Below are 21912 nucleotides of genomic sequence, written 5' to 3'. Positions count from 1 at the left end.
GCCCTCTCGATAAGGCAAAAGCGCGGTGGAGCACAGCATGGAATGCAAAGTGAGCTGGATGGGGCAGGACGGGATGGCGTTCGCAGCCGAAACGGGCAGCGGCCACCTGGTGGCAATGGACGGCGCGCCTGAAGGCGGCGGCCGCAACCTCGCGCCGCGTCCAATGGAAATGGTTTTGCTCGGTACGGGCGGCTGCACCGCCTACGACGTCGTGATGATCCTGAAGAAAAGCCGTCAGGAAATCAGCGATTGCTCGGTGACGCTGAAGGCCGAGCGCGCCAGCGAAGACCCGAAAGTGTTCACCAAGATCCACTTTCACTTCACCGTGACGGGCAAGAATCTGAACCCGGCCACCGTGGAACGCGCGATCAATCTGTCGCACGACAAATACTGCTCGGCCTCGATCATGATCGCCAAGACCGCCGAGCTGACGCACTCGTTCGACATCGTCGCGGACTGAACGCTACCTGTCGGCGGCTGCGCGGCGCGAGCCTGAGCGCTCGCCGCCGAACGCGCGCACAAAAGAAAAATGCCGGCGTCCATCTGGACGCCGGCATTTTTTTGTCAGGTGGCAAAGCAAGCCGATAAGCCGGATTCTGTGCACGCGCAACGTCCGAAGACGCGACGCGCGTGGCAGCCATTCCTCTAGGCGCGCCATTGCTGACGCGCTCAAGCTTCCTACCCGCAGACGTGACAGGGGCCCCGTCCTGCATCTCGAAGATGCTAGCCTGCCTACTTGGAATTGCTCCGGGTGGAGGTTACCGTGCCGGTCTGCCTTGCAGCAGCCGCGGTGCGCTCTTACCGCACCGTTTCACCCTTACCTGATCCCGGCTTGCGCCGGGCCATCGGCGGTTTGCTTTCTGTTGCCCTGTTCCGCGTGTTGCCACGGATGGCCGTTAGCCATCACCCTGCCCTGTGGAGTCCGGACTTTCCTCGCCCTCTTTGGCCGAAGCCGCCAAGGCCGCGACTGCCTGGCCTGCTTTGCTGGGGCGGATTTTAACACCTGAGGGAACGGCAGGCCGGTTCTACGGGTGAAATAGCCGAATGGCCAAGGAGTCCGGCGACAACCTCGACGCGCTCAACGCGCGCGCCGCCCCGAGCGGAACACAGAGGTATCGTCGTAAAACGCGGGAGAATCGTTCTCCGGCCACCAGCCTGGAACGCCCAGCACGGGCAACGGCGCGAACATGCGGCTTGTCAGCGCATCGGTGGTCAGCAGCGCAGTCGCGATGGATTCGTCCAGCCAGGCGTCTCGCTTCGCAGCGTCCCATTCGAAATACACGGCCGGCACTTCGACGATCCACGCATGCCCCGTGCAAGCCTTGAACGGCACAATCAGCTTTTCCATCAGCGCATGGCCGAAACAGCGCACTTCGCAACGGGTCCCCCATGCGTCGCGCCGGGCCACCAGCAGCGTATGCCAGTCGAACCCACGCAATGCCGCGCTCAAGGCAGGATCCGCACAGGCGAACAGCAATGCGTTCTCGTCGAACAAGGTCAGCGTGTCGCGCGCGCCGCCTCGCGTCGGACCGACACCCAACACCTCGATAGCCGCCGACTGCCGCGCGTTCAGCGCTGCCTTGATGCGCGGAAACGCAAACCACATCGACGCATTGAAGAAGTCGTGCAGATTGTGGCGCGTCGGTACGCAGCCGGTCGACGCGATATGTGCTTCGTACGCCGCGCCGGCGGGCAGATCGTCCTGGGCGATGAACGCGAGGCGCTGGCCGCGCCCGGTGATCTGCCGCATCTCACCGGCGTCGGCGTTCATTTCCGCGAGCAATGCCGCGTAGCTCGTCAAGGCCGCTTGCTGCCACCGCTTGCCGCGCTCGGCAAAAGGCGCGAGCCACGGCCTGGTCCAGTCGATGGCAGCGAAGCCTGGCGGCTGCGCCTCATGCGCCTGCATCTTGCTGATGACTTAAACCAGCCGCCAGCCAATCGACTCGCCGCCGCGCAGCGGCACGACCGGCGCATCACCGACCGGCAACTCGGCCGGCAGCGTCCATTCCTCACGACGCAGCGTGACCTTCTCTTCGCTGCGCGGCAGACCGTAGAAGTCCGCGCCGAAAAAGCTCGCGAAGCCTTCGAGCTTATCGAGCGCGTTGGCGTTGTCGAACGCTTCCGTGTACAGCTCCAAAGCGTGCAATGCCGTATAGCAACCCGCGCAGCCACACGCGTGCTCTTTCAACCCCTTCGGATGCGGCGCACTATCCGTGCCGAGGAAGAAACGCGGATTGCCCGACGTCGCCGCCTCGACCAGCGCCACGCGATGCGTCTCCCGCTTCAACACCGGCAGACAGTAGTAATGCGGACGAATACCGCCCTGGAAGATCGCGTTGCGGTTGTAGAGCAGGTGGTGCGCCGTGATCGTCGCGCCCAGCAGCTCAGGCGCCGCGCCGGCTTCGCGAATATAGTCGACCGCGTCTTTCGTGGTGATGTGCTCGAACACCACTTTCAGCGCCGGAAACGCACGGCGCAGCGGCGTCATGACCCGGTCGATAAACACCTTCTCGCGGTCGAACAGATCGATCGACGAATCGGTCACTTCGCCGTGCACGAGCAGCGGCATACCGACTTCCTGCATCACTTCGAGCGTTTTGGCGCACTTCATGATGTCGGTGACGCCCGCGTCCGAGTTGGTCGTCGCGCCCGCCGGATACAGCTTCACGCCATGCACGAAGCCGCTTTCGCGCGCGCGGCGGATCTCGTCGGGCGGCGTGTTGTCGGTCAGGTACAGCGTCATCAACGGTTCGAACTTCGCGCCTTCGGGAATCGCGGCGACGATCCGCTCGCGATACGCCTGCGCCATCGCGGTGGTCGTGACCGGCGGCTTCAGGTTCGGCATGATGATCGCGCGGCCGAACTGGCGCGCGGTGTCCGGCAACACGGCGGCCAGCATTTCGCCGTCGCGGACGTGCAGGTGCCAGTCGTCCGGACGGGCGAGTGTGATGGAGTCGAGCGAAGCGTTGGAAGCAGTCATGGCGGCGGGGGACGAGATTCGACGACAAAAGCCAATCTATGCGGTCAAACCGCAACGTTGCGGCGTAAACACACGTCAATTTTGCTATTTGGCGTTTCTGGCTCGGTGATATGCTTGGAAAATCATCATTGTAACGGCTCGCCCCGTTCACAGGCTTACCCGCAACATGTGCCAACTTCTCGGAATGAACTGCGCCGCGCCAACGGACGTCACGTTCTCGTTCACCGGCTTTGCGGCGCGCGGCGGCGTCACCGATCACCACGCCGACGGCTGGGGCATCGCCTTCTTCGAAGACAAAGCCTGCCGCCTGTTCATCGACCATCAATCGTCGGCGACCTCGCCGATCGCCGAAATGGTCAAGCGCTATCCGATCAAATCGAAGAACACGATCGCGCATATTCGCAAGGCGACGCAAGGGCACATCCTGCTGGAAAACTGCCACCCGTTCATGCGCGAATTGTGGGGACGCCACTGGATTTTCGCGCACAACGGCGATCTCAAGGATTATTCGCCCGTGCTATCGGGCGTGTATCAGCCTGTCGGCACGACTGACAGCGAACTCGCTTTCTGCGCGTTGCTCGAAGGCCTGCGCAAGGCGTTTCCCGGCGCGCAGCAGCCGCCGCTCGACGAACTGTTTGCCGCGCTCGAAACCCTCACGCGTGAAATCACGCAGTTCGGCGTGTTCAATTTCCTGATGTCGAATGGCCAGGCGCTGTTCGCGCATTGCTCCACGCATCTGCATTACATCGTGCGGCGCTGGCCGTTTTCCACCGCGCATCTCGTCGACGCGGACGTGTCGATCGATTTCGCCAAATACACCACGCCCGAAGACCGCGTCGCGGTGATCGCCACCAAGCCGCTGACCGACAACGAAGTGTGGACCGCCTTCGAACCGGGCGATCTGATGATGTTCCAGCACGGCGAAGTGATCGGGCGCGTCAACGTGCCGGTGCCGGATTCGGTGCTGGAAAAGCTGCGCAATCCGGCTTTGGATGCGTCGGCCTCGGCAACCACGATCGCCGCTTCGGCCGAAGCGTTAGCGCAGCCGGAAGCCGAGCTCGACCTCGAAGCGGCCGACGACACCGCCGCGTTCGAATCCTGATCACTTGACCATCCGCTCAAAAGAGAGCCGCCACAAACGAAAAAGCCGCTTCTCCCGAAGCGGCTTTTTTCTGCCCACGCCGCGCCGCGCCGCATGAACGACGCGACGCGACGCCACAACAAACTCAGTGCAGAATCTTCGCCAGAAAGTCCTTCGCGCGATCCGACTTCGGATTCGCGAAGAAGTCTTCCTTGCGGTCGTCTTCCACGATCAAGCCCTTGTCCATGAAGATCACGCGGTGCGCGACCTTCTTCGCGAAACCCATTTCGTGCGTCACGCACATCATGGTCATGCCTTCCTGCGCGAGTTCGACCATCACGTCGAGCACTTCGTTGATCATTTCCGGATCGAGAGCCGAGGTCGGCTCGTCGAACAGCATGGCGATCGGATCCATCGACAACGCGCGCGCAATCGCCACGCGCTGTTGCTGACCGCCCGACAATTGCCCCGGAAACTTGTCCGCATGCGCACGCAGGCCGACGCGATCGAGCAGCTTCAACCCTTTCGCCGTGGCTTCGTCGTTCGAACGGCCGAGCACCTTCACCTGCGCAAGCGTGAGGTTCTGCACGATCGACAGATGCGGGAACAGCTCGAAGTGCTGGAACACCATGCCGACCTTGGCCCGCAGCTTCGACAAATTGGTTTTCTTGTCGGTGAGCGACTGCCCGTTGATGACGATCTCGCCCTTCTGGAACGGCTCGAGGCCGTTGACGGTTTTGATCAGCGTGGACTTGCCCGAGCCCGACGGCCCGCACACCACCACCACTTCACCCTTTTTGACTTCCGTCGTGCAGTCGGTCAGCACTTGAAACTGGCCGTACCACTTCGAAACATTCTTGATAGAGATCATCTTGCGACCTTTTTCTGAAGACCTTTGACGAGGCTCGACGCGACCACACAGATCACGAAATAACACGCGCCCGCGAACAGTACCATCTCGACATTCGTACCGTCACGGTCGCCAATATTCGTGGCCGTGCGGAAGAAGTCGGCGAGGCTGATCACGTAGACGAGCGACGTATCCTGAAACAGCACGATACCTTGCGTGAGCAGCAGCGGGACCATGGCGCGGAACGCCTGCGGCAACACGATCAGACGCATGGACTGTGCGTACGTCATGCCGAGCGCGAACGACGCGTTGACCTGCCCGCGTGCCACCGACTGAATGCCGGCGCGGATGATCTCCGAATAGTAAGCCGCCTCGAAAAGCGAGAACGCGACCATGGCCGACGCGAGGCGAATGTCGATATCCGGCGACAAACCGAGCACGTTTTGCAGCACCTGCGGCACGATCAGGAAGAACCACAGCAGCACCATCACCAGCGGGATGGAGCGGAAGATCGTCACGTAGCCCTTCGCGAACCACTCGAAGGGTTTGAACGACGACAGCCGCAACATGGCGAGAATGGTGCCCCAGACGATGCCGAACACGATCGCGATCAGCGTGATCTTGAGCGTGACGATAGCGCCGGTCCACAACGTAGGCAATGCGCCCGGAATACCGCTCCAGTCGAAATGGTGCATTACTTGCCTCCGATATAGCCGGGCAACCGGGTCTTGGCTTCGACCCAGCGCATGAGCTGCATCACGACCAGATTGAGCAGCATGTACGCCAGCGTGACCGCGATGAACGACTCATAGGTCTGCGACGTGTAGTCGACCAGTTGGCGCGCTTGAGCGGACAGGTCCAGCAGGCCGATCGTCGACGCCACCGCCGAATTCTTGAAGATATTCAGAAACTCGGACGTAAGCGGCGGCACGATGATCCGGTACGCGACCGGCAGCAGCACATAGCGGTACGTCTGCCATTGCGTGAAACCCATGGCCAGGCCCGCGGCGCGCTGCCCCTTCGGCAGCGCGTTGATACCCGAGCGCACCTGCTCGCACACGCGCGCAGCCGTGAAAAGCCCGAGACAGATGATCGACGAGGAGAAAAACTGTGCGCTGGGCGGCAGTTGCTTGAACCAGTTGCCCATGGAGGCGGGCAGCAACTCCGGTATCACCAGATACCAGATGAAGAACTGCACGATCAGCGGGATGTTGCGGAAAATCGCGACATACAGCGTGCCGATGCCCGACGCCCATTTGTTCGGCACCGTGCGCAGCACGCCGAACAACGAACCGACGATCAGCGCGATCACCCACGCCGACAGCGACACGGTAATCGTCACCCAGAAGCCCGACAGCAGCCAGCCCAGATAAGTGGTCGGCTCGCCGGTGGAGACGGGACTCAGCAGAATGCCCCAGTTCCAGTGATATGACATGACCAAGACTCCAGCAAAAAGAAACGGAAGAAGCGCGTGGCCCCTTCCGTCTCGTTCAGCGTTTCAAAAAAACAGCTAAGGTTTAATCGATTGCCTTGTCATTCGGGCTCTTGTAGAGCGCCTTCATGTCGTCGCTTTCCGGGAAGTTCAGGTTCAGGCCCTTCGGCGGAATCGGCGATTCGAACCACTTCTTGTAGATCGCATCGGCTTCGCCCGAGGTTTCGACCTTGGCGATCGCGTCGTCCACCACCTTCTTGAATTCCGGATCGTTCTTGCGAATCATGCAGCCGTACGCTTCATGCGATTGCGGCGTGCCGACAATCACGAAATCGCCCGGATTGTTCGACTTGGCGCGCTCGCCCGCGAGCAGCGCGTCGTCCATCATGAAGGCAGCGGCGCGGCCCGTGGAGAGCGTCAGGAACGACTCGCCGTGGTCCTTCGCGCTGATGATGTTCATGCCCATGCTCTTGTCCTGGTTCATCTTGCGAAGCAGGCGCTCGGACGTGGTGCCGGCGGTCGTGACGACCGTCTTGCCCTTCAGGTCCGCCCAGTCCTTGATGCCGGAGTCTTTCTTGGTCATCAGGCGCGTGCCGATCACAAAGATCGTGTTCGAGAAAGCAGCCTGTTGCTGGCGTTCAGCATTGTTCGTGGTCGAGCCGCATTCCATGTCGACGGTGCCGTTTTGCACCAGCGGAATACGGTTTTGCGACGTGACCGGCGTGAGCTTCACCTTCAGGTTCGGCATGTTCAGCTTCTGCTTCACTGCCTCAACGACCTTCAGAGCGAATTCCTGCGAGTAGCCGATAACGTTCTGCTTGTCGTCGTAATACGAAAACGGGATCGACGATTCGCGATGACCCAGCGAAATGACACCCGTGTCCTTGATCTTTTTCAGCGTACCAGCGTCTTGCGCATGCGCGCCAACCGTAAACAGTCCGAGAGTCGCGAGCAGCAGCGCAGCTTTTTTAACCTTCATGTGTGATCTCCTTGGCAAGAACCGGCGCCAGTTTAGCAAAGTAATTATTCTGAAAGTATCGCTATAAACCATGTTGTTGCGTGTGCGCCGCTACTGGTTTGCGGCGCTTCGGGCCGGCCGGTCAACCTTTTTTGCATATGCAAAGGCGGGCGGCATCGATACGATGCCGCCCGCCGGGTCGAACACGCCGTCTTGTGGACCGCGCTGAAGCTAGGATTCGCGGCGAATCCGCAGGGTAGCGGAAGCGCCGTTCGAAGCGGAAAAGGAGCGGGAAGAAGCCGAAAGATCAGGGATACAGGCCGCGCAGTTCACGCGCTTCCAGGATCCGCTTACACGCGACGATAAACGCCGCCGTCCGCACGGACACCTTCTGCTCGCTCGACACTTGCCACACTGCGGCAAACGCTTCACGCATCACGCGCTCGAGGCGCTGGTTGATCTCGTCTTCCGTCCAGAAGAAGCTCGAGAAGTCCTGCACCCATTCGAAGTACGACACGGTCACGCCGCCGGCGTTGGCCACCACGTCCGGAATCACGAGGATGCCGCGATCGTGCAGGATGTCGTCCGCCGCGGTGGTGGTCGGGCCGTTGGCGCCTTCCACGACGATCTTCGTCTTGATCTTGCTGGCGTTCTTTTCGGTGATCTGGTTTTCCAGCGCCGCCGGGATCAGGATGTCCGATTCGACGGTCCAGAATTCCTCGTTCGTCACCGAATCGGCTTCGGGGAAACCACCCACGCCGCCCGTTCTGGCCACGTGTTCGAGGAGTGCGACCGCGTCGATACCGGTCGACTTGTACAGCGAGCCGGTGTGATCCTGCACCGCGACCAGCTTCGAACCGGCTTCCTGGAACAGACGCGCCGCGATGCCGCCGACGTTGCCAAAACCTTGAACCGCAATGCGTGCGCCTTCGATGTCGACGCCGATACGGCGTGCTGCTTCCGAAGCCGTCACGAACACGCCACGGCCCGTCGCCTCGCGGCGGCCGAGCGAACCGCCCAGCGTGATCGGCTTGCCCGTCACGACGCCGGTGGCCGTTTGGCCCTGGTTCATGGAGTACGTGTCCATCATCCACGCCATGATCTGCTCGTTCGTGTTCACGTCCGGCGCGGGAATGTCGGTATTCGGTCCGATGATGATGCCGATTTCGCTGGTGTAGCGGCGCGTCACGCGCTCCAGCTCACCACGCGACAAGGTGCGCGGATCGACACGGATGCCGCCCTTCGCACCGCCGTACGGCACATTCACGGCCGCGTTCTTCACCGACATCCACGCCGACAGGGCCATCACTTCCGACAACGTCACGTCCTGGTGGTAGCGCACACCGCCCTTGCCCGGACCGCGCGACACATTGTGCTGCACGCGATAGCCTTCGAAGTGAGCGACCGTGCCGTTATCGAGTTCGATAGGCACGTCGACGATCAGAATGCGCTTCGGGCGCTTCAGGGTTTCGAGCCAGCGGGACAGGGAGCCGAGATACGGCGCGACGCGATCGACCTGACGCAGGTAGTTGCCCCACGGACCGAGGTCGTCTTTATTCAGGTAGGAAGGAACCGACTGCAACGTTGATGCGGATTGGACTGCTTGTTGCTGGGATGACATGAACGCTCCGGCGTTGAACGAATGACAGCATTGTCGAAAAACGCCGTTTTGAAATCCAATGCCGTTTCCTTATCCGATTATGTTTTTTTTGCATAACCATTGAGAAGCCGCAACTTGGTGTCGTCGGGAGGCAGGATTTTCAGGCCGTGCCTTGCGCCAGTTCCTCCGACACCACTTCCCACAATTGACGCGCGAGAATTTGCCGCGCGTCATCGCTCTTCGCCGCGAGCTTGTCGCGATAGAGACGAATCTCCATGGTCAACGTGAGCTGGCCTTCCGGCGTACCGCGCGTGGCGCGGTCGAGGCGGATCAGCTTGCCGTCGGCGACCGCGTCTTCCACCGCGCTGTGCGGCAGGAAGGCGATGCCGTGCCCGGCCAGCGCCATCGCCTTGAGTCCCTCGGCCATATCGGTTTCGTAGAGGCGGTCGAGGTACAGGCGCTCCGGCGCATTGGCCAGGATCACTTCGGTCATGCGTCCCAGATAGGCGTTCGGCGTGTACGACAGGTAAGGCGTGGGCGCCTCGCCCGTGCCCGGCAACGTGTGACGCGGCCGGCCGGCGCGGCCCGGTGCCGAAAACGGACTGATTGGTTCGTTGCCGAGCGTCAGCATGTCGTAGCGGCCCGGATCGAGCGCGACCGGATGGCTGGGATGATGATAGCCCATCATCAGATCGCAGCCGCCTTCCACCAGCGACAACGCCGCGTCGTGCACGTTCAGGGCTCGCAGACGCGTGTGGATCGGACCCAGATGCGCTTCGATCCGCTGCAGCCAGCGTGGGAAGTACGTCAGCGACAACGTGTGCGGCACGGCGAACTCGATGGTCGCCTGCGGCGTCGCCGTGTGGCCGCGCAGCAGCGCGCGCGCTTCGTGGAACTGCGAGAGCATCGCGAGCGCCTGCTCGTTGAACACCTGGCCGGCCGCCGTGAGCCGCGTCGGATAGACCGAGCGGTCGATCAGCTCCGTGCCGAGCCATGCTTCGAGCGCCTGAATCCGCCGGGAGAATGCCGGCTGCGTGACGTGGCGCAATTCAGCCGAGCGGCTGAAACTACGCGTTTCCGCGAGCGAAACGAAGTCTTCGAGCCATTTCAGTTCCATGCGGGGCCTGCTGCCGACGGGAGAGAGGAAGTCAGCATTCTAGTGGGTGCCGTGAAAGCGGCGCGCACGGCCGTGCGCGAGAACGCGTGATAACCCTTCACAAGGAAATCGGATTGCGCCGATGGCGCAGGCTGGCCGCGAGCCGCTATCTTGCTGCGCGCACACCTCGGCGGCCAACGCGCCGCGCCCTCCATCAACTCTCTTTGACAACGCGCCTTTCCACGCGCGAGACCCGCCATGCCCCCACTCGTCTCCATCATCACGCCGACGGCCAACCGCGAGCGCTTCCTGCCGGCCATTGCGCGTTGCGTGGTTCGCCAGCAAGTCGACTGGGAATGGCTGGTGCTCGACGATAGCCCCGAGCCGAGCGCGTACTTGCAGGCGCTGGCCTTGCAGGACACGCGCATTCGCTACTTTCATTGCGCCTCGCGCATGTCGATCGGCGCCAAGCGCAATGCGCTGATCGCGGAAGCGCGCGGTTCGGTGATCGCCCATTTCGACGATGACGACCACTACGCGCCGCACTACCTCGCCCACATGGTCAAAACGATGCAGGAGAACCGCGCGGACCTCATCAAGCTGTCGGGCTTCTTCATGTACGCGCCGCACACGCAATTCTTCGGCTACATGGACCTGAACGCGAAAGTGGGCCTGCATTACGAGCTGAGCGGCCGCTCGGTCAGCCCCATCGAATTCCACGAGAAAATGCAGATCGGCGCGGACTTCATCCTGTTCTACGGCTTCTCTTATGTGTACGACAAAGCGCTTGCCGCGATCTCAGCCTTCGACGACATCGACCTGTGCGACGACGAGAGCTTCATCCGGCGCGTAGTCGAAGCGGGTCGCAATGTGATCGCGGTGGACGATCCGCAGGCGAGCTGCCTGCATCTGGTGCATCCCGCGTCCACCTCGCGCTGTTTTTCGCGCTACTCGATGCCGTCGTTCACGCTGCCTACCCTGTTTCCCGGCTACGACGGTTACCCTGGCTAGCCGCTGCGCGGCCCGTTATGCCGGCGCCGCGTGGCGCCGCATCGAAATCAGGCCGGTCAGCGTCCGGTGGTAAAATTCGCGGTTCCCGCAGTTTCCTCCGCGTTTTCATCCTTGCGCCACGCCCCCATCATGTCCGACACCCGCCCCGACACCCTGTTCGCGCTGAACGCGCTCTCCCCGCTCGACGGCCGCTACGCCTCGAAAACCGAAGCCCTGCGCGACTGGCTCTCGGAAGCCGCTTTCATGCGCAATCGCGTGACGGTCGAAATCCATTGGCTGATCGCGCTCTCGCGCGCCGGTTTCGCCGAAGTGCCGCGCTTTTCCGAAGCGTCCGAGCAATTCCTGCTGCAGCTGGCCGAGCGCTTCACCGCGCACGACGCCGCGCGCATCAAGGAAATCGAGCGCGTGACGAATCACGACGTGAAAGCGGTCGAGTACTGGCTGAAGGAATCGGTGAAGGGTCAGGCGGAACTGGAGCGCGCGAGCGAGTTCATTCACTTCGCCTGCACGTCGGAAGACATCAACAACACGTCGCACGGCCTGATGCTCGCGGGCGCCCGCGAACACGTGATTCTGCCGGCGCTGCGCTCGGTGCATCAGCGTCTCGTCGCTCTGGCCCACGCGCACGCCGAACAGCCGATGCTGTCGCGCACGCACGGCCAGCCGGCTAGCCCGACCACGCTCGGCAAGGAACTCGCCAACGTCGCGGCCCGCCTGGAACGCGCGATCGATCGTATCGCCAAGGTCGAACTGCTCGGCAAGATGAACGGCGCGGTCGGCAACTTCAACGCGCACCTGTCGGCCTATCCGGAGTTCGACTGGGAAGCGTTCTCGCGCGAAGTGGTCGAGCAACGCCTGAAGCTCACGTTCAATCCGTACACGATCCAGATCGAGCCGCACGACTACATGGCCGAACTGTTCGACGCGGTCTCGCGCGCCAACACGATCCTGCTGGATCTGGACCGCGACGTGTGGGGCTACATCTCGGTCGGTTACTTCAAGCAGCGCACCAAGGCCGGCGAAATCGGTTCGTCGACCATGCCGCACAAGGTCAACCCGATCGACTTCGAAAACTCGGAAGGCAATCTCGGCCTGGCTAACGCCACGCTGCGCCATCTCGCCGACAAGCTGCCGGTCTCGCGCTGGCAGCGCGACCTGACCGATTCGACGGTGCTGCGCAATATCGGCGTCGCGTTCGGTTACTCGCTGCTCGCGTACGACTCGCTGATTCGCGGCCTGGACAAGCTCGAAGTGAACGCGCAGCGTCTGAACGAAGACCTCGACAATTGCTGGGAAGTGCTGGCCGAGCCGGTGCAAACGGTAATGCGCCGTTACGGCATCGAGAATCCGTACGAGCAGTTGAAGGAACTGACGCGCGGCAAGGGCATCACGCGTGAAGCGCTGCAAACGTTCGTCAACGGCCTCGCGATTCCGCAGGATGCGAAAGACCGCTTGCTCGCGATGACGCCGGGTTCGTATATCGGCAAGGCCGTCGAATTGGCCAAGCGGATCGCTTGAGCGGTCTCGATTGCTGATTGCCTCGTCAAAGTCGAGGCGTAAAAAAACCGCTCCATGGAGCGGTTTTTTATTTGCAGCAGCGAAACAAACTCACTGACGCGCTTCGACCTGCTTCAGCACTTCAACGACGATCTCTTCCGGCGACAGCTCGATGCTCACCGTGATCGCTTCGTCCGCGCCCGGCTCTTCGAGTGTGTCGAGCTGGCTTTGCAGCAGCGACGGATCGAAGAAATGCCCGGTGCGCGTGGTTAGCCGCTGCTCCAGCACTTCACGCGAGCCCTTCAGATACACGAAGCACACGTCCCTGTCGCCGTCGCGCAAAACGTCGCGGTACGAGCGTTTCAGCGAAGAGCACGTGAACACCGCCGTTTCGCCCGCCTTCTGCTTCTCGACGATCGCCACGCGGATGGTTTGCAGCCACGGCCACCGGTCTTCGTCGGTAAGCGGAATGCCGTGGTGCATTTTCTCCTTGTTGGCGGCGCTGTGAAACGCGTCGCCATCGGTGAACGCGCAATGCAGGCGTTCCGCCAGCATTTCGCCAATTCTCGTCTTGCCGGCGCCCGACACGCCCATTGCGATCAGAATCATCAAAAACTCCTTACACGACCGCCGCGAGTGCGAAGGTCAAACCCAAGCCCATCAGCGAAATGATGGTTTCGAGGAGCGACCATGTCTTGAAGGTCTGCCCCACTGTCATACCGAAGTATTCCTTGATCAGCCAGAAACCGCCGTCGTTCACGTGCGAGAAGATCAGCGAGCCCGAACCGGTGGCGAGCACCAGCAGCTCCGGCTCGACATGCACGCCGCTAGCCGAAGCGATCGGCGCGACGATGCCGCACGCGGTGGTCATGGCGACCGTCGCCGAACCCGTGGCCAGACGAATCAACGCGGCCACCAGCCAGCCGAACAATAGCGGCGACAGATGCATGGCCGTTGCCACATTGACGATTTCCTTCGAAATGCCACTATCCATCAGCACGCGCCCGAAACCGCCGCCCGCGCCGACGATCAGCGTGATGCCCGCGATCGGCGCCAGACAGTCGCCGCAGAATTTCTGAATCTGCTCGCGAGTGAAACCGCGGCTCGCACCGAAAGTCCAGAAGCTCACCAGCACCGCGATCAGCAGCGCGACGTCCGAATTGCCGGCGAAATGCAGCAGATCGTTCGGCAAGGTTTTCGGCGTGGTGAAGAGATCGGCCCAGCTTCCGATCAACATCAGAATCACCGGCAGCAGAATCGTGAGCAGCGTGATGCCGAAGCTCGGCAGTTCGCGCTTAGGTGCTGCGTTTTGCGCTGCGTTCTGCGCGCCGTTTTTGGTTTCGTCGCCGTGACCGAGGAATTGCGCGGCGAGCGCGTTCTCTTTCGGCAGCTTGATATAGCGGCTGATCATCAACGCGAACAGCGGACCCGCGACGATCGCGGTCGGCACACCGACGATCAGCCCATAAGCGATAGTCCTGCCGATATCCGCGTGATACGCCTGCACCGCGAGCATCGCGGCCGGATGCGGCGGAAGCAGGCCGTGCACGACGGACAGACCCGCGACCATCGGCAAGCCGACCAGCAGCAACGACTTGTTGGTGCGCTTCGCGACGTTGAACGCGATCGGAATCAGCAGCACAAACCCGACTTCGAAGAACACCGGCAAGCCGACGATGATCGCCACGATCATCATCGCCCAGTGGATGTTCTTTTCGCCGAAGAAGTTGATCAACGTGGTGGCGATGCGCTCGGCGCCGCCCGATTCGGCCATCATCTTGCCGAGCATCGTGCCGAGACCGACCACGATGGCGATATGCCCAAGGGTATTGCCATTACCTGTTTCGAACGATTTGACGATGGTCGCCATCGGCATGCCGGATGCAAGACCCAGCAGCAGCGACACGATGATCAGAACGAGGAACGGATAGACCTTGTAGCGTGTGATCAGCAGGATCAGCAATGCGATGGCGATCACCGCGAAGACCAGCAGCGTGCTGCCGTGGACAGCTTCCATGAAGCCCCTCCTTTTTGCGTTATTGATTTCAGTGCGTGCGGAACACAGCCAGCACCGTGTCTCACGGCGACCTGTGCGGCACCTTGAAACCGGGCTGACCGCGCGGACGCTGAATTTTACTGTTTGTTATCTGCAAACGTGCGCCAATTCTGCGCGCATATCGCAAAGGAGCCTCGCCAGGACAGCCGGAACAGCTGTATCGACGAGGCTCCTTTGTGTCGGACCTGATAAAGGGTTAACGAGCGCGCGGCTTGAACTTAGTGAGCCGGCGCCGCCAACTGGCTCGCGGCACGCGCCAGACGCGTGACTTCGTCCCAGTTTTGCGCGGCGAGCGCGGCTTTCGGCGTGAGCCACGAGCCGCCCACGCACACCACGTTCGGCAGCGACAGGAAATGCGTCGCGGTTTCCGCCGTGATGCCGCCGGTCGGGCAGAACTTCAGATTCGGGAACGGGCCGTGGAACGCTTGCAGCATCGGCACGCCGCCGGCTTGCTGCGCCGGGAAAAACTTCACGATCTCATAGCCGAGTTCCAGCGCCGCGATGATGTCCGAGGGCGTCATCACGCCCGGCAGCAGCGGCAAGCCCGCATCCTGCGCGGCCTTGTGCATGTCTCTCGTCAGGCCAGGGGAGACGCCGAACTGCGCGCCCGCCTTCTTGGCCTGAGCGCAATGCTCCGGCTTTGTAATCGTGCCGACACCGACCACGATATCTTCGGCCAACTGGCTCGCGCGTTCGATCGCTTCGAGGCCTGCTGCGGTGCGCAAAGTGATTTCCAGCACCTTCACGCCGCCCGCGTGCAGCGCGCGCGACACGTGCTCACCCTGTTCGACAGAGTCGAACGCGAGCACCGGAATCACCGGGCCGAGGCGCACGATATCGCTTACTGTTTTCGACGTCATAGTCAGACTCCTTGTTCTGCAGCGCTTAGCTGGCGTGAGTGGTGCTTGTGTGTTTTGCCGTGTGAGCTTTGGCTGCTTCGCCGTGATGCGCCGAACGCTCGCCCACCATCGCGCCGAATACCGACGCACCCTGCTCCGCCGGCGCCGCCGCCGCACGGAATACACCGAACAGTTCGCGGCCAAAGCCGACTTCGTTTTCCGCCTGATGCTGCGGCACGGCGTTAGGCCGGGCTGCCCACTCGGCTGCGTCGATCTCGATGTCGAGCACACCGGCTTCGGCGTCGATCACCAGCATGTCGCCGGTGCGCACCTTGCCGATCGGCCCTTGCAGCAACGCTTCCGGCGACAGATGAATCACCGCCGGCACCTTGCCCGACGCGCCGGACATGCGGCCGTCCGTGACCAGTGCAACGTGGAAACCTTGATCCTGCAACACACCGAGCAGCGGCGTCAAACGATGCAGCTCAGGCATGCCGTTTGCCCGCGCGCCCTGGAAGCGCACCACGGCGATGAAGTCGCGCTTCAGCTCGCCTTTGTCGAATGCTTCCTGCACGGCTTCCTGCGAATCGAACACGATCGCCGGCGCCTTCACCTTGCGATGCTGCGCCGCGACCGCCGAAATCTTGATCACGCCGCGGCCGAGCTTGCCTTGCATCAGACGCAAACCGCCGTCCGGCTGGAACGGTTCCTTGATGCCGCGCAGCACCGCCGTGTCTTCGCTGGCTTGCGCGCCCGGCACCCATTGCAGCTTGCCGTCGATCAGCTTCGGCTCTTCGGTGTAGTGCTTCAGGCCCTTGCCAGCGACTGTGTTCACGTCTTCGTGCAGCAAGCCGCCTTCCAGCAGATTGCGCACCAGGAAGGCCACGCCGCCGGCCGCGTGGAAGTGGTTCACGTCGGCCTTGCCGTTCGGATAAATCTTCGCGAGCAGCGGCACGGCTTGCGACAGCGTGTCGAAGTCATCCCAATCGATCACGATGCCCGCCGCGCGTGCAATCGCGACCAGGTGCAGCGTGTGGTTGGTCGAGCCGCCCGTCGCCAGCAAGGCGACGATGCCGTTGACGATCGCTTTTTCATCGACCACGTGGCCGATCGGCATGTAGTTACCGCGTTCCACCGTCAGATCGAGCACACGGCGCGCGGCTTGCGCGGTCAGCGCGTCGCGCAGCGGCGTATGCGGATGCACGAAAGCCGAACTCGGCAGATGCAGGCCCATCACTTCCATCAGCATCTGGTTGCTGTTCGCGGTGCCGTAGAACGTGCAGGTGCCATGGCTGTGATACGCGGCGGCTTCCGCTTCGAGCAACGCGCCGCGGTCGCACTGACCGGTCGCGAAGAGCTGACGCGTCTTGGCTTTGTCGTCGTTGGACAGGCCACTGCCCATCGGGCCGGCCGGCACGAAGATGGTCGGGATGTGGCCGAACTGCAGCGCGCCGATCAGCAGGCCCGGCACGATCTTGTCGCAGATGCCGAGACACAGCGCCGCGTCGAACATGTTGTGCGTGAGCGCGACCGCCGTGCTCATCGCGATGACTTCGCGCGAGAACAGCGACAGTTCCATGCCGGCATTGCCTTGCGTGACGCCGTCGCACATGGCCGGCACACCGCCCGCGAATTGCGCGACGCCGCCGTTTTCACGTGCGGCCTGCTTGATGATGTCCGGGTAGTTTTTGTACGGCGCATGGGCCGACAGCATTTCGTTGTACGAGGACACGATGCCAATGTTCGGCTCGCGGATCTGCTTGATGACGAGCTTGTCGTTGCCCTCGAGGCCGGCGAAACCGTGAGCGAGATTGGCGCAGGAAAGCGCACCGCGCGCCGGAAACTTGCCCTGCGCCTGGTGGATGCGGGCGAGATACGCCTCACGCGTCGGCTTGCTGCGCTCGACAACACGTTGCGTGACCTTCAACAATTGCGAATGCGGGGAAACCATCGGAGCTCCTTCGTCGCTGGCTGAAGAGATGCGTATGCGCACTGTGCCAGGTAGGTATCGCGGGGATGTCGAATCAGTTGACGACGCCATCTTAGTAGAAAAACTACACGATCGCAATGTTCATTGCTGCTGCGCTGCCGCATAATCAAACTGCCCGGAATCCCCATGGGCTTTGACTTCACAGGTTTCACGCAAAACCTAGGGATTACACCTACGAGGCGATATGTAGTTTTTGTACCTTTCCGGCAATCGGTATATAGTCCACGCATTCTTCAGCATAGTGCGAGTTTTCCGATGATGCTGTCTCAGGTGGAAGAGATGCGCGAGCAGTTGCGGCCCTCCGAGCGCAAACTCGCCGACTACGTGATCGAGGCGCCGCGCGAGGTGCTCGATCTGTCGATGACGGAAGTGGCCGCCCGTGCGGGCGTGAGCCAACCGACCATCGCGCGGTTTTGTCACGCGCTCGGGTTTTCGGGGTTCCGCGAGTTCAAGATCCGGCTGGCGCAGGGGATTGCGTCGGGCGTGCCGACCGTCTATCGGGATGTGCGGCCGGATGAAGGCGCGCCTGGACTGATCGCCAAAGTGTTTGATCGGACCATCGGCACGCTGATCGAGGTGCGCAATAGCCTGTCGCCGGATAGCGTGGAAGCGGCCGTTGAGTTGCTCGCGAACGCGGCACGTATCGAATTCTATGGGGCGGGCGGATCGGGCATCGCCGCGCAGGATATCCAGCACAAGTTTTTTCGGCTCGGCATGCCGAGCGTCGCGTACTCCGATCCGCATACTTACTCGATGTCGGCGGCGCTGCTTGGCCCCGGCGATGTCGTCGTCACGGTATCGAATACCGGCCGGACCCGCGACATCATCGAAGCGGCGCGTTCCGCGCTCGCTCGCGGCGCGAAGGTGATCGCCATCACGCATGGCAGTTCACCGCTTGCGCGTGTCGCGTCGATTTGTCTGTTCTCGAACGTGGTCGAAGAAAACGATGTGTTTTCGCCAATGACATCGCGCATGTCGCATCTGGCAATCGGCGATATTCTCGCGGTGGGCGTCGCGCTCAAGCGCGGGCCTGAACTGGTGGAGCGGGTCGGGCAGGCGAAAGGGGTGATCGGCCGGCTGAGGATCGACGGCGAAGGTTGAAGTGGTGTGGGTAAAAAGGCCTGCGCGATGGCAGGCCTTTGGGTCGAACATCAAACGATGCGTGTCGCTGCTTACTCGGCGAACACGCGGACGTCGACGCGGCGGTTCTGCATGCGGCCTTCGGCCGTCGCATTCGGCGCCACCGGATCAGCGCTGCCGAGACCACGCGCGACGAACTGATCGGCGTGGAGACCGCCGTCTCGCAGATATTGCACGACAGCCGCAGCGCGCGCTTGCGACAGTTTCAGGTTATGCGCTTCCGAACCCGTCTTATCGGTATAACCCATCACCGTGACGCGATGCAGGTTGACGCCCTGGTTCACGTTCATGAAGCGGTCGAGGTTTTCCTTTGCAACCGAGCTAAGCGCCGCGCTGTCAGTGGCGAAGTTGGCGTTGCCTTGCAGCAGTAGACGAACCTGCGGAACCACCGGCTTTGCTTGCGGCTGCAGGGCCGGTTGTTGCGGCGCTCCCTGCGGAGCAGGCTGTTGCGCAACCGGCTGCGGGGTCGGCTGTTGCACGACCGGCTTGCCACACATGAAGGTCAATTCGCGCGGATCTTTCTTCGGCGCGCCGTCGCTTACGCGATCGACTGCTTGCATCCACGTCACAGGCTGGGCTTTACAGGTTTCCTCAGCGACCCGCACACAGTTCTGCGAGCTTTCGAAGAGTCCTGAGCAACTCACCCGGTAGATCGGCGCCTGCTGATTCGGCACGCTGATCGTGCGAAGCGTATAAGTCGCCCCCGACTGCGCGGTACATGCAGCAAGGAATGTCACAAACGCGCCGAGCAACGGCGCGCGCAAGGATTTGAAAAGAGTTACGTTCATTTTCACGGATTCAGTCAATTGAAGCGGCGCCCTTGCCGCGTGCTTTGCGAACAAGGGTGCGCTTGCATTTAAGTCAGAGCAGACTCGGCTGCCAGGACGAGGCTTGCGCCTCGTCCGCCACGCCACTTACCACTGGTACGAAGCACCAAGGCCCACCGTCGTGCCTTGCGAGCTCGTACCCGCACCGGCCTTCATCTTCAGGTTCTCGGTGATACGTGCTGACACGCCGAGCGCGACAGCCTGCGAACCCTTGTACGTGCCGCCGCCGACGCCGACCGCGAACGTCTTGCCTTGATCGACATCCGGAATCATCGTCAGCGCGGTAGCTGCTGCGATACCTGCGTAGGCGCTCTTCGCGACCTGGCTGACGCTGTTCTGCACCGAATTGATCTGCTTATCGGTGTAGTCCTTTGCCGTCATGCCGGCCGGCAGATTGCCGAGCGACGAGCCGATTGCGTCGTTCAACTGGCCGACGTTGACTGCGTCGGTCGTTGCCGTACCGGCTGCCACGTTGGTGACCTGGCGTTCGCTACCCGCCGAGCCCACCGACACCGTGTTGTCACGGTCCGCCACCGAACCCGCACCCAGTGCCACCGAGTTGGCCCCCGTCGCCTTCGCGTTCGCACCCATCGCCGTGGAATGCGTGCCGCTGGCGACTGCTGCTTCCGTGTCACGGTTGCCGGCTGCTGCGAACATCGGGTTGCTCGCCGCGGTGACAATGTTCGTGACGGTGGAGATCGCCGCGTTCATCTGGTTGACGTTGACTGCGTCGTCACCGGCCGTGCCTGCTGCCACGTTGTGGATCGTCGTACCGCCTGCAGCGCCGTTACCCATCGTGACGCTGTTGTAGTTGGTCGTACCGTCCGCCTTGCGGTCATACGTCACGGCAGCGTTGGTCGTGCCATCCGGATTGATCACACCCGAGGCCTTCAACTGCGCGACGTTCACCGCATCCGTATCCGCCGTACCAGCCGCCACGTTGGTGATCTGGCGTTCGTTACCCGCCGAACCGACCGACAACGTGTTGCTGCGGTCAGCCACCGAATTCGAACCCAATGCAACCGAGTTCGCCGCCAGCGACTGGGCGTTACCGCCGATCGCCACCGATTCCATGCCCGTTGCCTGCGAATCAGCCAGGTTCGAATTGGCGTGGAAGTACCTGACACCAGCACCGCTGCTGATGTTATTGAGCGTGTTGTTGATGTTGGTGATGTCAGTGGTGTTCTGCGTCACACGGCCATCAAGGTTGGTGATCGCGTCACCTACATTGTTGACAGTGGTGCCATCCACTACGTACGACGGAGGCGTGATCGTCCCGTCTGGGTTCACCGTCGAACCGCCGCCCATGGCATCGGCCGTCGAGCTGGCCAACGCGTACAGTTGCGAACCGTTCACCGCATCCACGCTCGTCGCGTTCACGTCACCGGCCGACACGCCGGTCAGTTTGCGCGTGCCTGCCTTGCCCGTGAAGTCCACCGCCGCACCGTCGGTGTCCTTCGCAACAGTGATGTTGCGTGTGGCCGCGTCCTGCTGCACCAGACCCACCGAACCGTTGTTCATGTTGTTCGTCAGGTTGGAAATGTCCGCGGTGTTCTGCGTCACCTGCTGATTGGTTGCAAACAGTTCGCTTCCGTTGACCGCATCCGTGCTCGTTGCGCTGAGACGGCCAGCCGCGACGTTCGTGATCGTCCGCTCGTTGCCCACCGAGCCCACGCTCACCGTGCTCGTCGGAGCCGAGCCAGCGAATGTGTAGGTGATACCGCCGATCGTCGTGCCGCTTGTCGTCACCGCCGTCGTGGTGGTCGAGCCTGCGCCCAGTGCGACTGCGCCAGCGTTACCTGCATTCGCGCCGTTGCCCAGTGCGACTGCGTTGGTTGCGCTTGCCACTGCTGCCGGACCAGCCGCGAGGCTGTTCGTGCCCGTTGCCGACGAGTCCGCCAGCGTCGAGTTCGCGTGGAAATACTTGATGCCGCCACCGTTGGTGATGTTGTTCACCGTGTTGCTGATGTTGGTGACATTGCCCGCGATGTTGCTCACGTTGTTGCTGACGTTATTCACCTTCGCATCTTCCGACTGCAACTGGCTCACGTTCACTGCATCTGTAGCGGCCGAGCCGGCTGCCACGTTCGTGATGCGGCGTTCCTTGCCTGCCGAACCCATCGACACTTCGCCGTTCGCTGCTGAAGCTGTACCCGACAACGTGCTGCTGCCCGGGTTGTAGCCTGCTGCCGACAGGTTTGCCGTCGTCGTCGAGTTCGAACCGAGTGCCACCGAGTTCACTGCCGTCGCCGATGCGTTGCCACCGATCGCCACTGCGTCCGTGCCCGTTGCCGACGAGTCCGCCAGCGTCGAGTTCGCGTGGAAATACTTGATGCCGCCACCGTTGATGACGATGTTGTTGACGGTGGTGCTCAGGTTCGACACGTTGTTCGAGACGTTATTCACCTTCGCGTCTTCCGACTGCAGCTGGCTCACGTTCACTGCATCGGTCGCGTTCAGGCCCGCTGCCACATTCGTGATGCGACGCTCCTTGCCCGCCGCGCCAACCGACACTTCACCACCGGCTGCCGTCGCGGCCGAGATTGCCGTGCCGC

General features: G+C 62.1%; 19 protein-coding genes and 1 other RNA gene. 5 read left to right on the top strand and 15 right to left on the bottom strand.

What is annotated here, in order from left to right:
• Positions 1–37 precede the first annotated feature (37 nt).
• A complete protein-coding gene (locus ACFSNN_RS28650) occupies positions 38–460 on the top strand; it encodes an OsmC family protein (protein WP_134457833.1) in 423 nt (140 codons plus the stop codon).
• Positions 461–569: 109 nt separating this feature from the next.
• Here the strand turns inward: ACFSNN_RS28650 and rnpB are convergent.
• From rnpB to pyrC, 3 genes are all read right to left on the bottom strand, one after another.
• Positions 570–983, bottom strand: an RNA gene (gene rnpB / locus ACFSNN_RS28645) — RNase P RNA component class A.
• Positions 984–1078: 95 nt separating this feature from the next.
• Positions 1079–1906, bottom strand: coding sequence for a DUF3025 domain-containing protein (locus ACFSNN_RS28640; protein WP_134457832.1), 828 nt, complete (start codon positions 1904–1906; stop codon positions 1079–1081).
• A gap of 12 nt (positions 1907–1918) precedes the next feature.
• Complete coding sequence (gene pyrC / locus ACFSNN_RS28635) at positions 1919–2980, bottom strand: dihydroorotase (RefSeq protein ID WP_134457831.1); 1062 nt, start codon at positions 2978–2980, stop codon at positions 1919–1921.
• Positions 2981–3146: 166 nt separating this feature from the next.
• On the opposite strand from pyrC, the gene ACFSNN_RS28630 reads away from it, so the two are divergent.
• Positions 3147–4082, top strand: coding sequence for a class II glutamine amidotransferase (locus ACFSNN_RS28630; RefSeq protein WP_134457830.1), 936 nt, complete (start codon positions 3147–3149; stop codon positions 4080–4082).
• A 124-nt stretch (positions 4083–4206) separates the two neighbouring features.
• Here ACFSNN_RS28630 and ACFSNN_RS28625 read toward each other — a convergent pair whose 3' ends face one another.
• The 6 genes from ACFSNN_RS28625 to ACFSNN_RS28600 all read right to left on the bottom strand — a co-directional run bounded on the left by ACFSNN_RS28625 (position 4207) and on the right by ACFSNN_RS28600 (position 10018).
• Positions 4207–4932 (bottom strand): amino acid ABC transporter ATP-binding protein, encoded by a 726-nt coding sequence (locus tag ACFSNN_RS28625; protein WP_012434314.1) that lies wholly within the window; start codon positions 4930–4932, stop codon positions 4207–4209.
• Positions 4929–5606, bottom strand: coding sequence for a glutamate/aspartate ABC transporter permease GltK (gene gltK, locus ACFSNN_RS28620; protein WP_106284012.1), 678 nt, complete (start codon positions 5604–5606; stop codon positions 4929–4931). The genes ACFSNN_RS28625 and gltK overlap by 4 nt, the downstream gene beginning before the upstream one ends.
• Positions 5606–6346: an amino acid ABC transporter permease gene (locus tag ACFSNN_RS28615; protein WP_134457829.1), complete on the bottom strand. Its 741-nt coding sequence runs from the start codon at positions 6344–6346 to the stop codon at positions 5606–5608. Before ACFSNN_RS28615 ends, gltK begins: the two co-directional genes overlap by 1 nt.
• 82 nt (positions 6347–6428) lie before the next feature.
• Positions 6429–7322 (bottom strand): glutamate/aspartate ABC transporter substrate-binding protein, encoded by an 894-nt coding sequence (locus ACFSNN_RS28610; RefSeq protein WP_134457828.1) that lies wholly within the window; start codon positions 7320–7322, stop codon positions 6429–6431.
• Between the two features lie 286 nt (positions 7323–7608).
• Positions 7609–8922, bottom strand: a complete 1314-nt coding sequence (locus ACFSNN_RS28605) for a Glu/Leu/Phe/Val family dehydrogenase (protein WP_134457827.1) — start codon at positions 8920–8922, stop codon at positions 7609–7611.
• Positions 8923–9061: 139 nt separating this feature from the next.
• On the bottom strand, positions 9062–10018 hold the full coding sequence (locus ACFSNN_RS28600; protein ID WP_106311103.1) for a LysR family transcriptional regulator: 957 nt from the start codon (positions 10016–10018) through the stop codon (positions 9062–9064).
• Between the two features lie 237 nt (positions 10019–10255).
• Between ACFSNN_RS28600 and ACFSNN_RS28595 the strand changes: the two genes are divergently transcribed.
• Both ACFSNN_RS28595 and purB read left to right on the top strand, forming a co-directional pair.
• On the top strand, positions 10256–11008 hold the full coding sequence (locus ACFSNN_RS28595; protein ID WP_134457826.1) for a glycosyltransferase family 2 protein: 753 nt from the start codon (positions 10256–10258) through the stop codon (positions 11006–11008).
• Positions 11009–11137: 129 nt separating this feature from the next.
• Positions 11138–12526 carry an adenylosuccinate lyase gene (gene purB / locus ACFSNN_RS28590; RefSeq protein ID WP_134457825.1) on the top strand — a complete coding sequence of 463 codons (1389 nt, stop codon included), beginning with the start codon at positions 11138–11140 and terminating at the stop codon, positions 12524–12526.
• A gap of 90 nt (positions 12527–12616) precedes the next feature.
• Here the strand turns inward: purB and ACFSNN_RS28585 are convergent, their stop codons facing one another.
• From ACFSNN_RS28585 to edd, 4 genes are all read right to left on the bottom strand, one after another.
• Complete coding sequence (locus tag ACFSNN_RS28585; RefSeq protein WP_134457824.1) at positions 12617–13114, bottom strand: gluconokinase; 498 nt, start codon at positions 13112–13114, stop codon at positions 12617–12619.
• 10 nt (positions 13115–13124) lie between these two features.
• Positions 13125–14522, bottom strand: a complete 1398-nt coding sequence (locus ACFSNN_RS28580; RefSeq protein ID WP_134457823.1) for a GntT/GntP/DsdX family permease — start codon at positions 14520–14522, stop codon at positions 13125–13127.
• A 257-nt stretch (positions 14523–14779) separates the two neighbouring features.
• A complete protein-coding gene (gene eda, locus ACFSNN_RS28575; protein ID WP_106284003.1) occupies positions 14780–15421 on the bottom strand; it encodes a bifunctional 4-hydroxy-2-oxoglutarate aldolase/2-dehydro-3-deoxy-phosphogluconate aldolase in 642 nt (213 codons plus the stop codon).
• Positions 15422–15446: 25 nt separating this feature from the next.
• Complete coding sequence (gene edd / locus ACFSNN_RS28570; protein WP_134457822.1) at positions 15447–17351, bottom strand: phosphogluconate dehydratase; 1905 nt, start codon at positions 17349–17351, stop codon at positions 15447–15449.
• Between the two features lie 294 nt (positions 17352–17645).
• Here edd and ACFSNN_RS28565 point away from each other — a divergent pair, with 294 nt between their 5' ends.
• Positions 17646–18491: a MurR/RpiR family transcriptional regulator gene (locus ACFSNN_RS28565; protein ID WP_012434326.1), complete on the top strand. Its 846-nt coding sequence runs from the start codon at positions 17646–17648 to the stop codon at positions 18489–18491.
• Positions 18492–18562: 71 nt separating this feature from the next.
• Here the strand turns inward: ACFSNN_RS28565 and ACFSNN_RS28560 are convergent, their stop codons facing one another.
• Both ACFSNN_RS28560 and ACFSNN_RS28555 read right to left on the bottom strand, forming a co-directional pair.
• Positions 18563–19318, bottom strand: coding sequence for an OmpA family protein (locus ACFSNN_RS28560; protein WP_134457821.1), 756 nt, complete (start codon positions 19316–19318; stop codon positions 18563–18565).
• Positions 19319–19444: 126 nt separating this feature from the next.
• Positions 19445–21912, bottom strand: a 2468-nt coding sequence (locus ACFSNN_RS28555; RefSeq protein WP_377779201.1) for a YadA family autotransporter adhesin, incomplete at its 5' end; no start/stop codon positions are given.

The organism is Paraburkholderia dipogonis (assembly GCF_042680985.1).
GTDB classification, from domain to species: Bacteria; Pseudomonadota; Gammaproteobacteria; order Burkholderiales; family Burkholderiaceae; genus Paraburkholderia; species Paraburkholderia phytofirmans.
Note: the sequence above shows the minus strand (reverse complement) of the source record. Positions and strands in the feature narration are given on the sequence as shown.

Coding starts and splice junctions, on each gene's coding strand:
- ACFSNN_RS28650 (WP_134457833.1), top strand. CDS start 38: ATGGAATGCAAAGTGAGCTGGATGGGGCAGGACGGGATGGCGTTCGCA.
- ACFSNN_RS28640 (WP_134457832.1), bottom strand. CDS start 1,906: ATGCAGGCGCATGAGGCGCAGCCGCCAGGCTTCGCTGCCATCGACTGG.
- pyrC (WP_134457831.1), bottom strand. CDS start 2,980: ATGACTGCTTCCAACGCTTCGCTCGACTCCATCACACTCGCCCGTCCG.
- ACFSNN_RS28630 (WP_134457830.1), top strand. CDS start 3,147: ATGTGCCAACTTCTCGGAATGAACTGCGCCGCGCCAACGGACGTCACG.
- ACFSNN_RS28625 (WP_012434314.1), bottom strand. CDS start 4,932: ATGATCTCTATCAAGAATGTTTCGAAGTGGTACGGCCAGTTTCAAGTG.
- gltK (WP_106284012.1), bottom strand. CDS start 5,606: ATGCACCATTTCGACTGGAGCGGTATTCCGGGCGCATTGCCTACGTTG.
- ACFSNN_RS28615 (WP_134457829.1), bottom strand. CDS start 6,346: ATGTCATATCACTGGAACTGGGGCATTCTGCTGAGTCCCGTCTCCACC.
- ACFSNN_RS28610 (WP_134457828.1), bottom strand. CDS start 7,322: ATGAAGGTTAAAAAAGCTGCGCTGCTGCTCGCGACTCTCGGACTGTTT.
- ACFSNN_RS28605 (WP_134457827.1), bottom strand. CDS start 8,922: ATGTCATCCCAGCAACAAGCAGTCCAATCCGCATCAACGTTGCAGTCG.
- ACFSNN_RS28600 (WP_106311103.1), bottom strand. CDS start 10,018: ATGGAACTGAAATGGCTCGAAGACTTCGTTTCGCTCGCGGAAACGCGT.
- ACFSNN_RS28595 (WP_134457826.1), top strand. CDS start 10,256: ATGCCCCCACTCGTCTCCATCATCACGCCGACGGCCAACCGCGAGCGC.
- purB (WP_134457825.1), top strand. CDS start 11,138: ATGTCCGACACCCGCCCCGACACCCTGTTCGCGCTGAACGCGCTCTCC.
- ACFSNN_RS28585 (WP_134457824.1), bottom strand. CDS start 13,114: ATGATTCTGATCGCAATGGGCGTGTCGGGCGCCGGCAAGACGAGAATT.
- ACFSNN_RS28580 (WP_134457823.1), bottom strand. CDS start 14,522: ATGGAAGCTGTCCACGGCAGCACGCTGCTGGTCTTCGCGGTGATCGCC.
- eda (WP_106284003.1), bottom strand. CDS start 15,421: ATGACGTCGAAAACAGTAAGCGATATCGTGCGCCTCGGCCCGGTGATT.
- edd (WP_134457822.1), bottom strand. CDS start 17,351: ATGGTTTCCCCGCATTCGCAATTGTTGAAGGTCACGCAACGTGTTGTC.
- ACFSNN_RS28565 (WP_012434326.1), top strand. CDS start 17,646: ATGATGCTGTCTCAGGTGGAAGAGATGCGCGAGCAGTTGCGGCCCTCC.
- ACFSNN_RS28560 (WP_134457821.1), bottom strand. CDS start 19,318: ATGAACGTAACTCTTTTCAAATCCTTGCGCGCGCCGTTGCTCGGCGCG.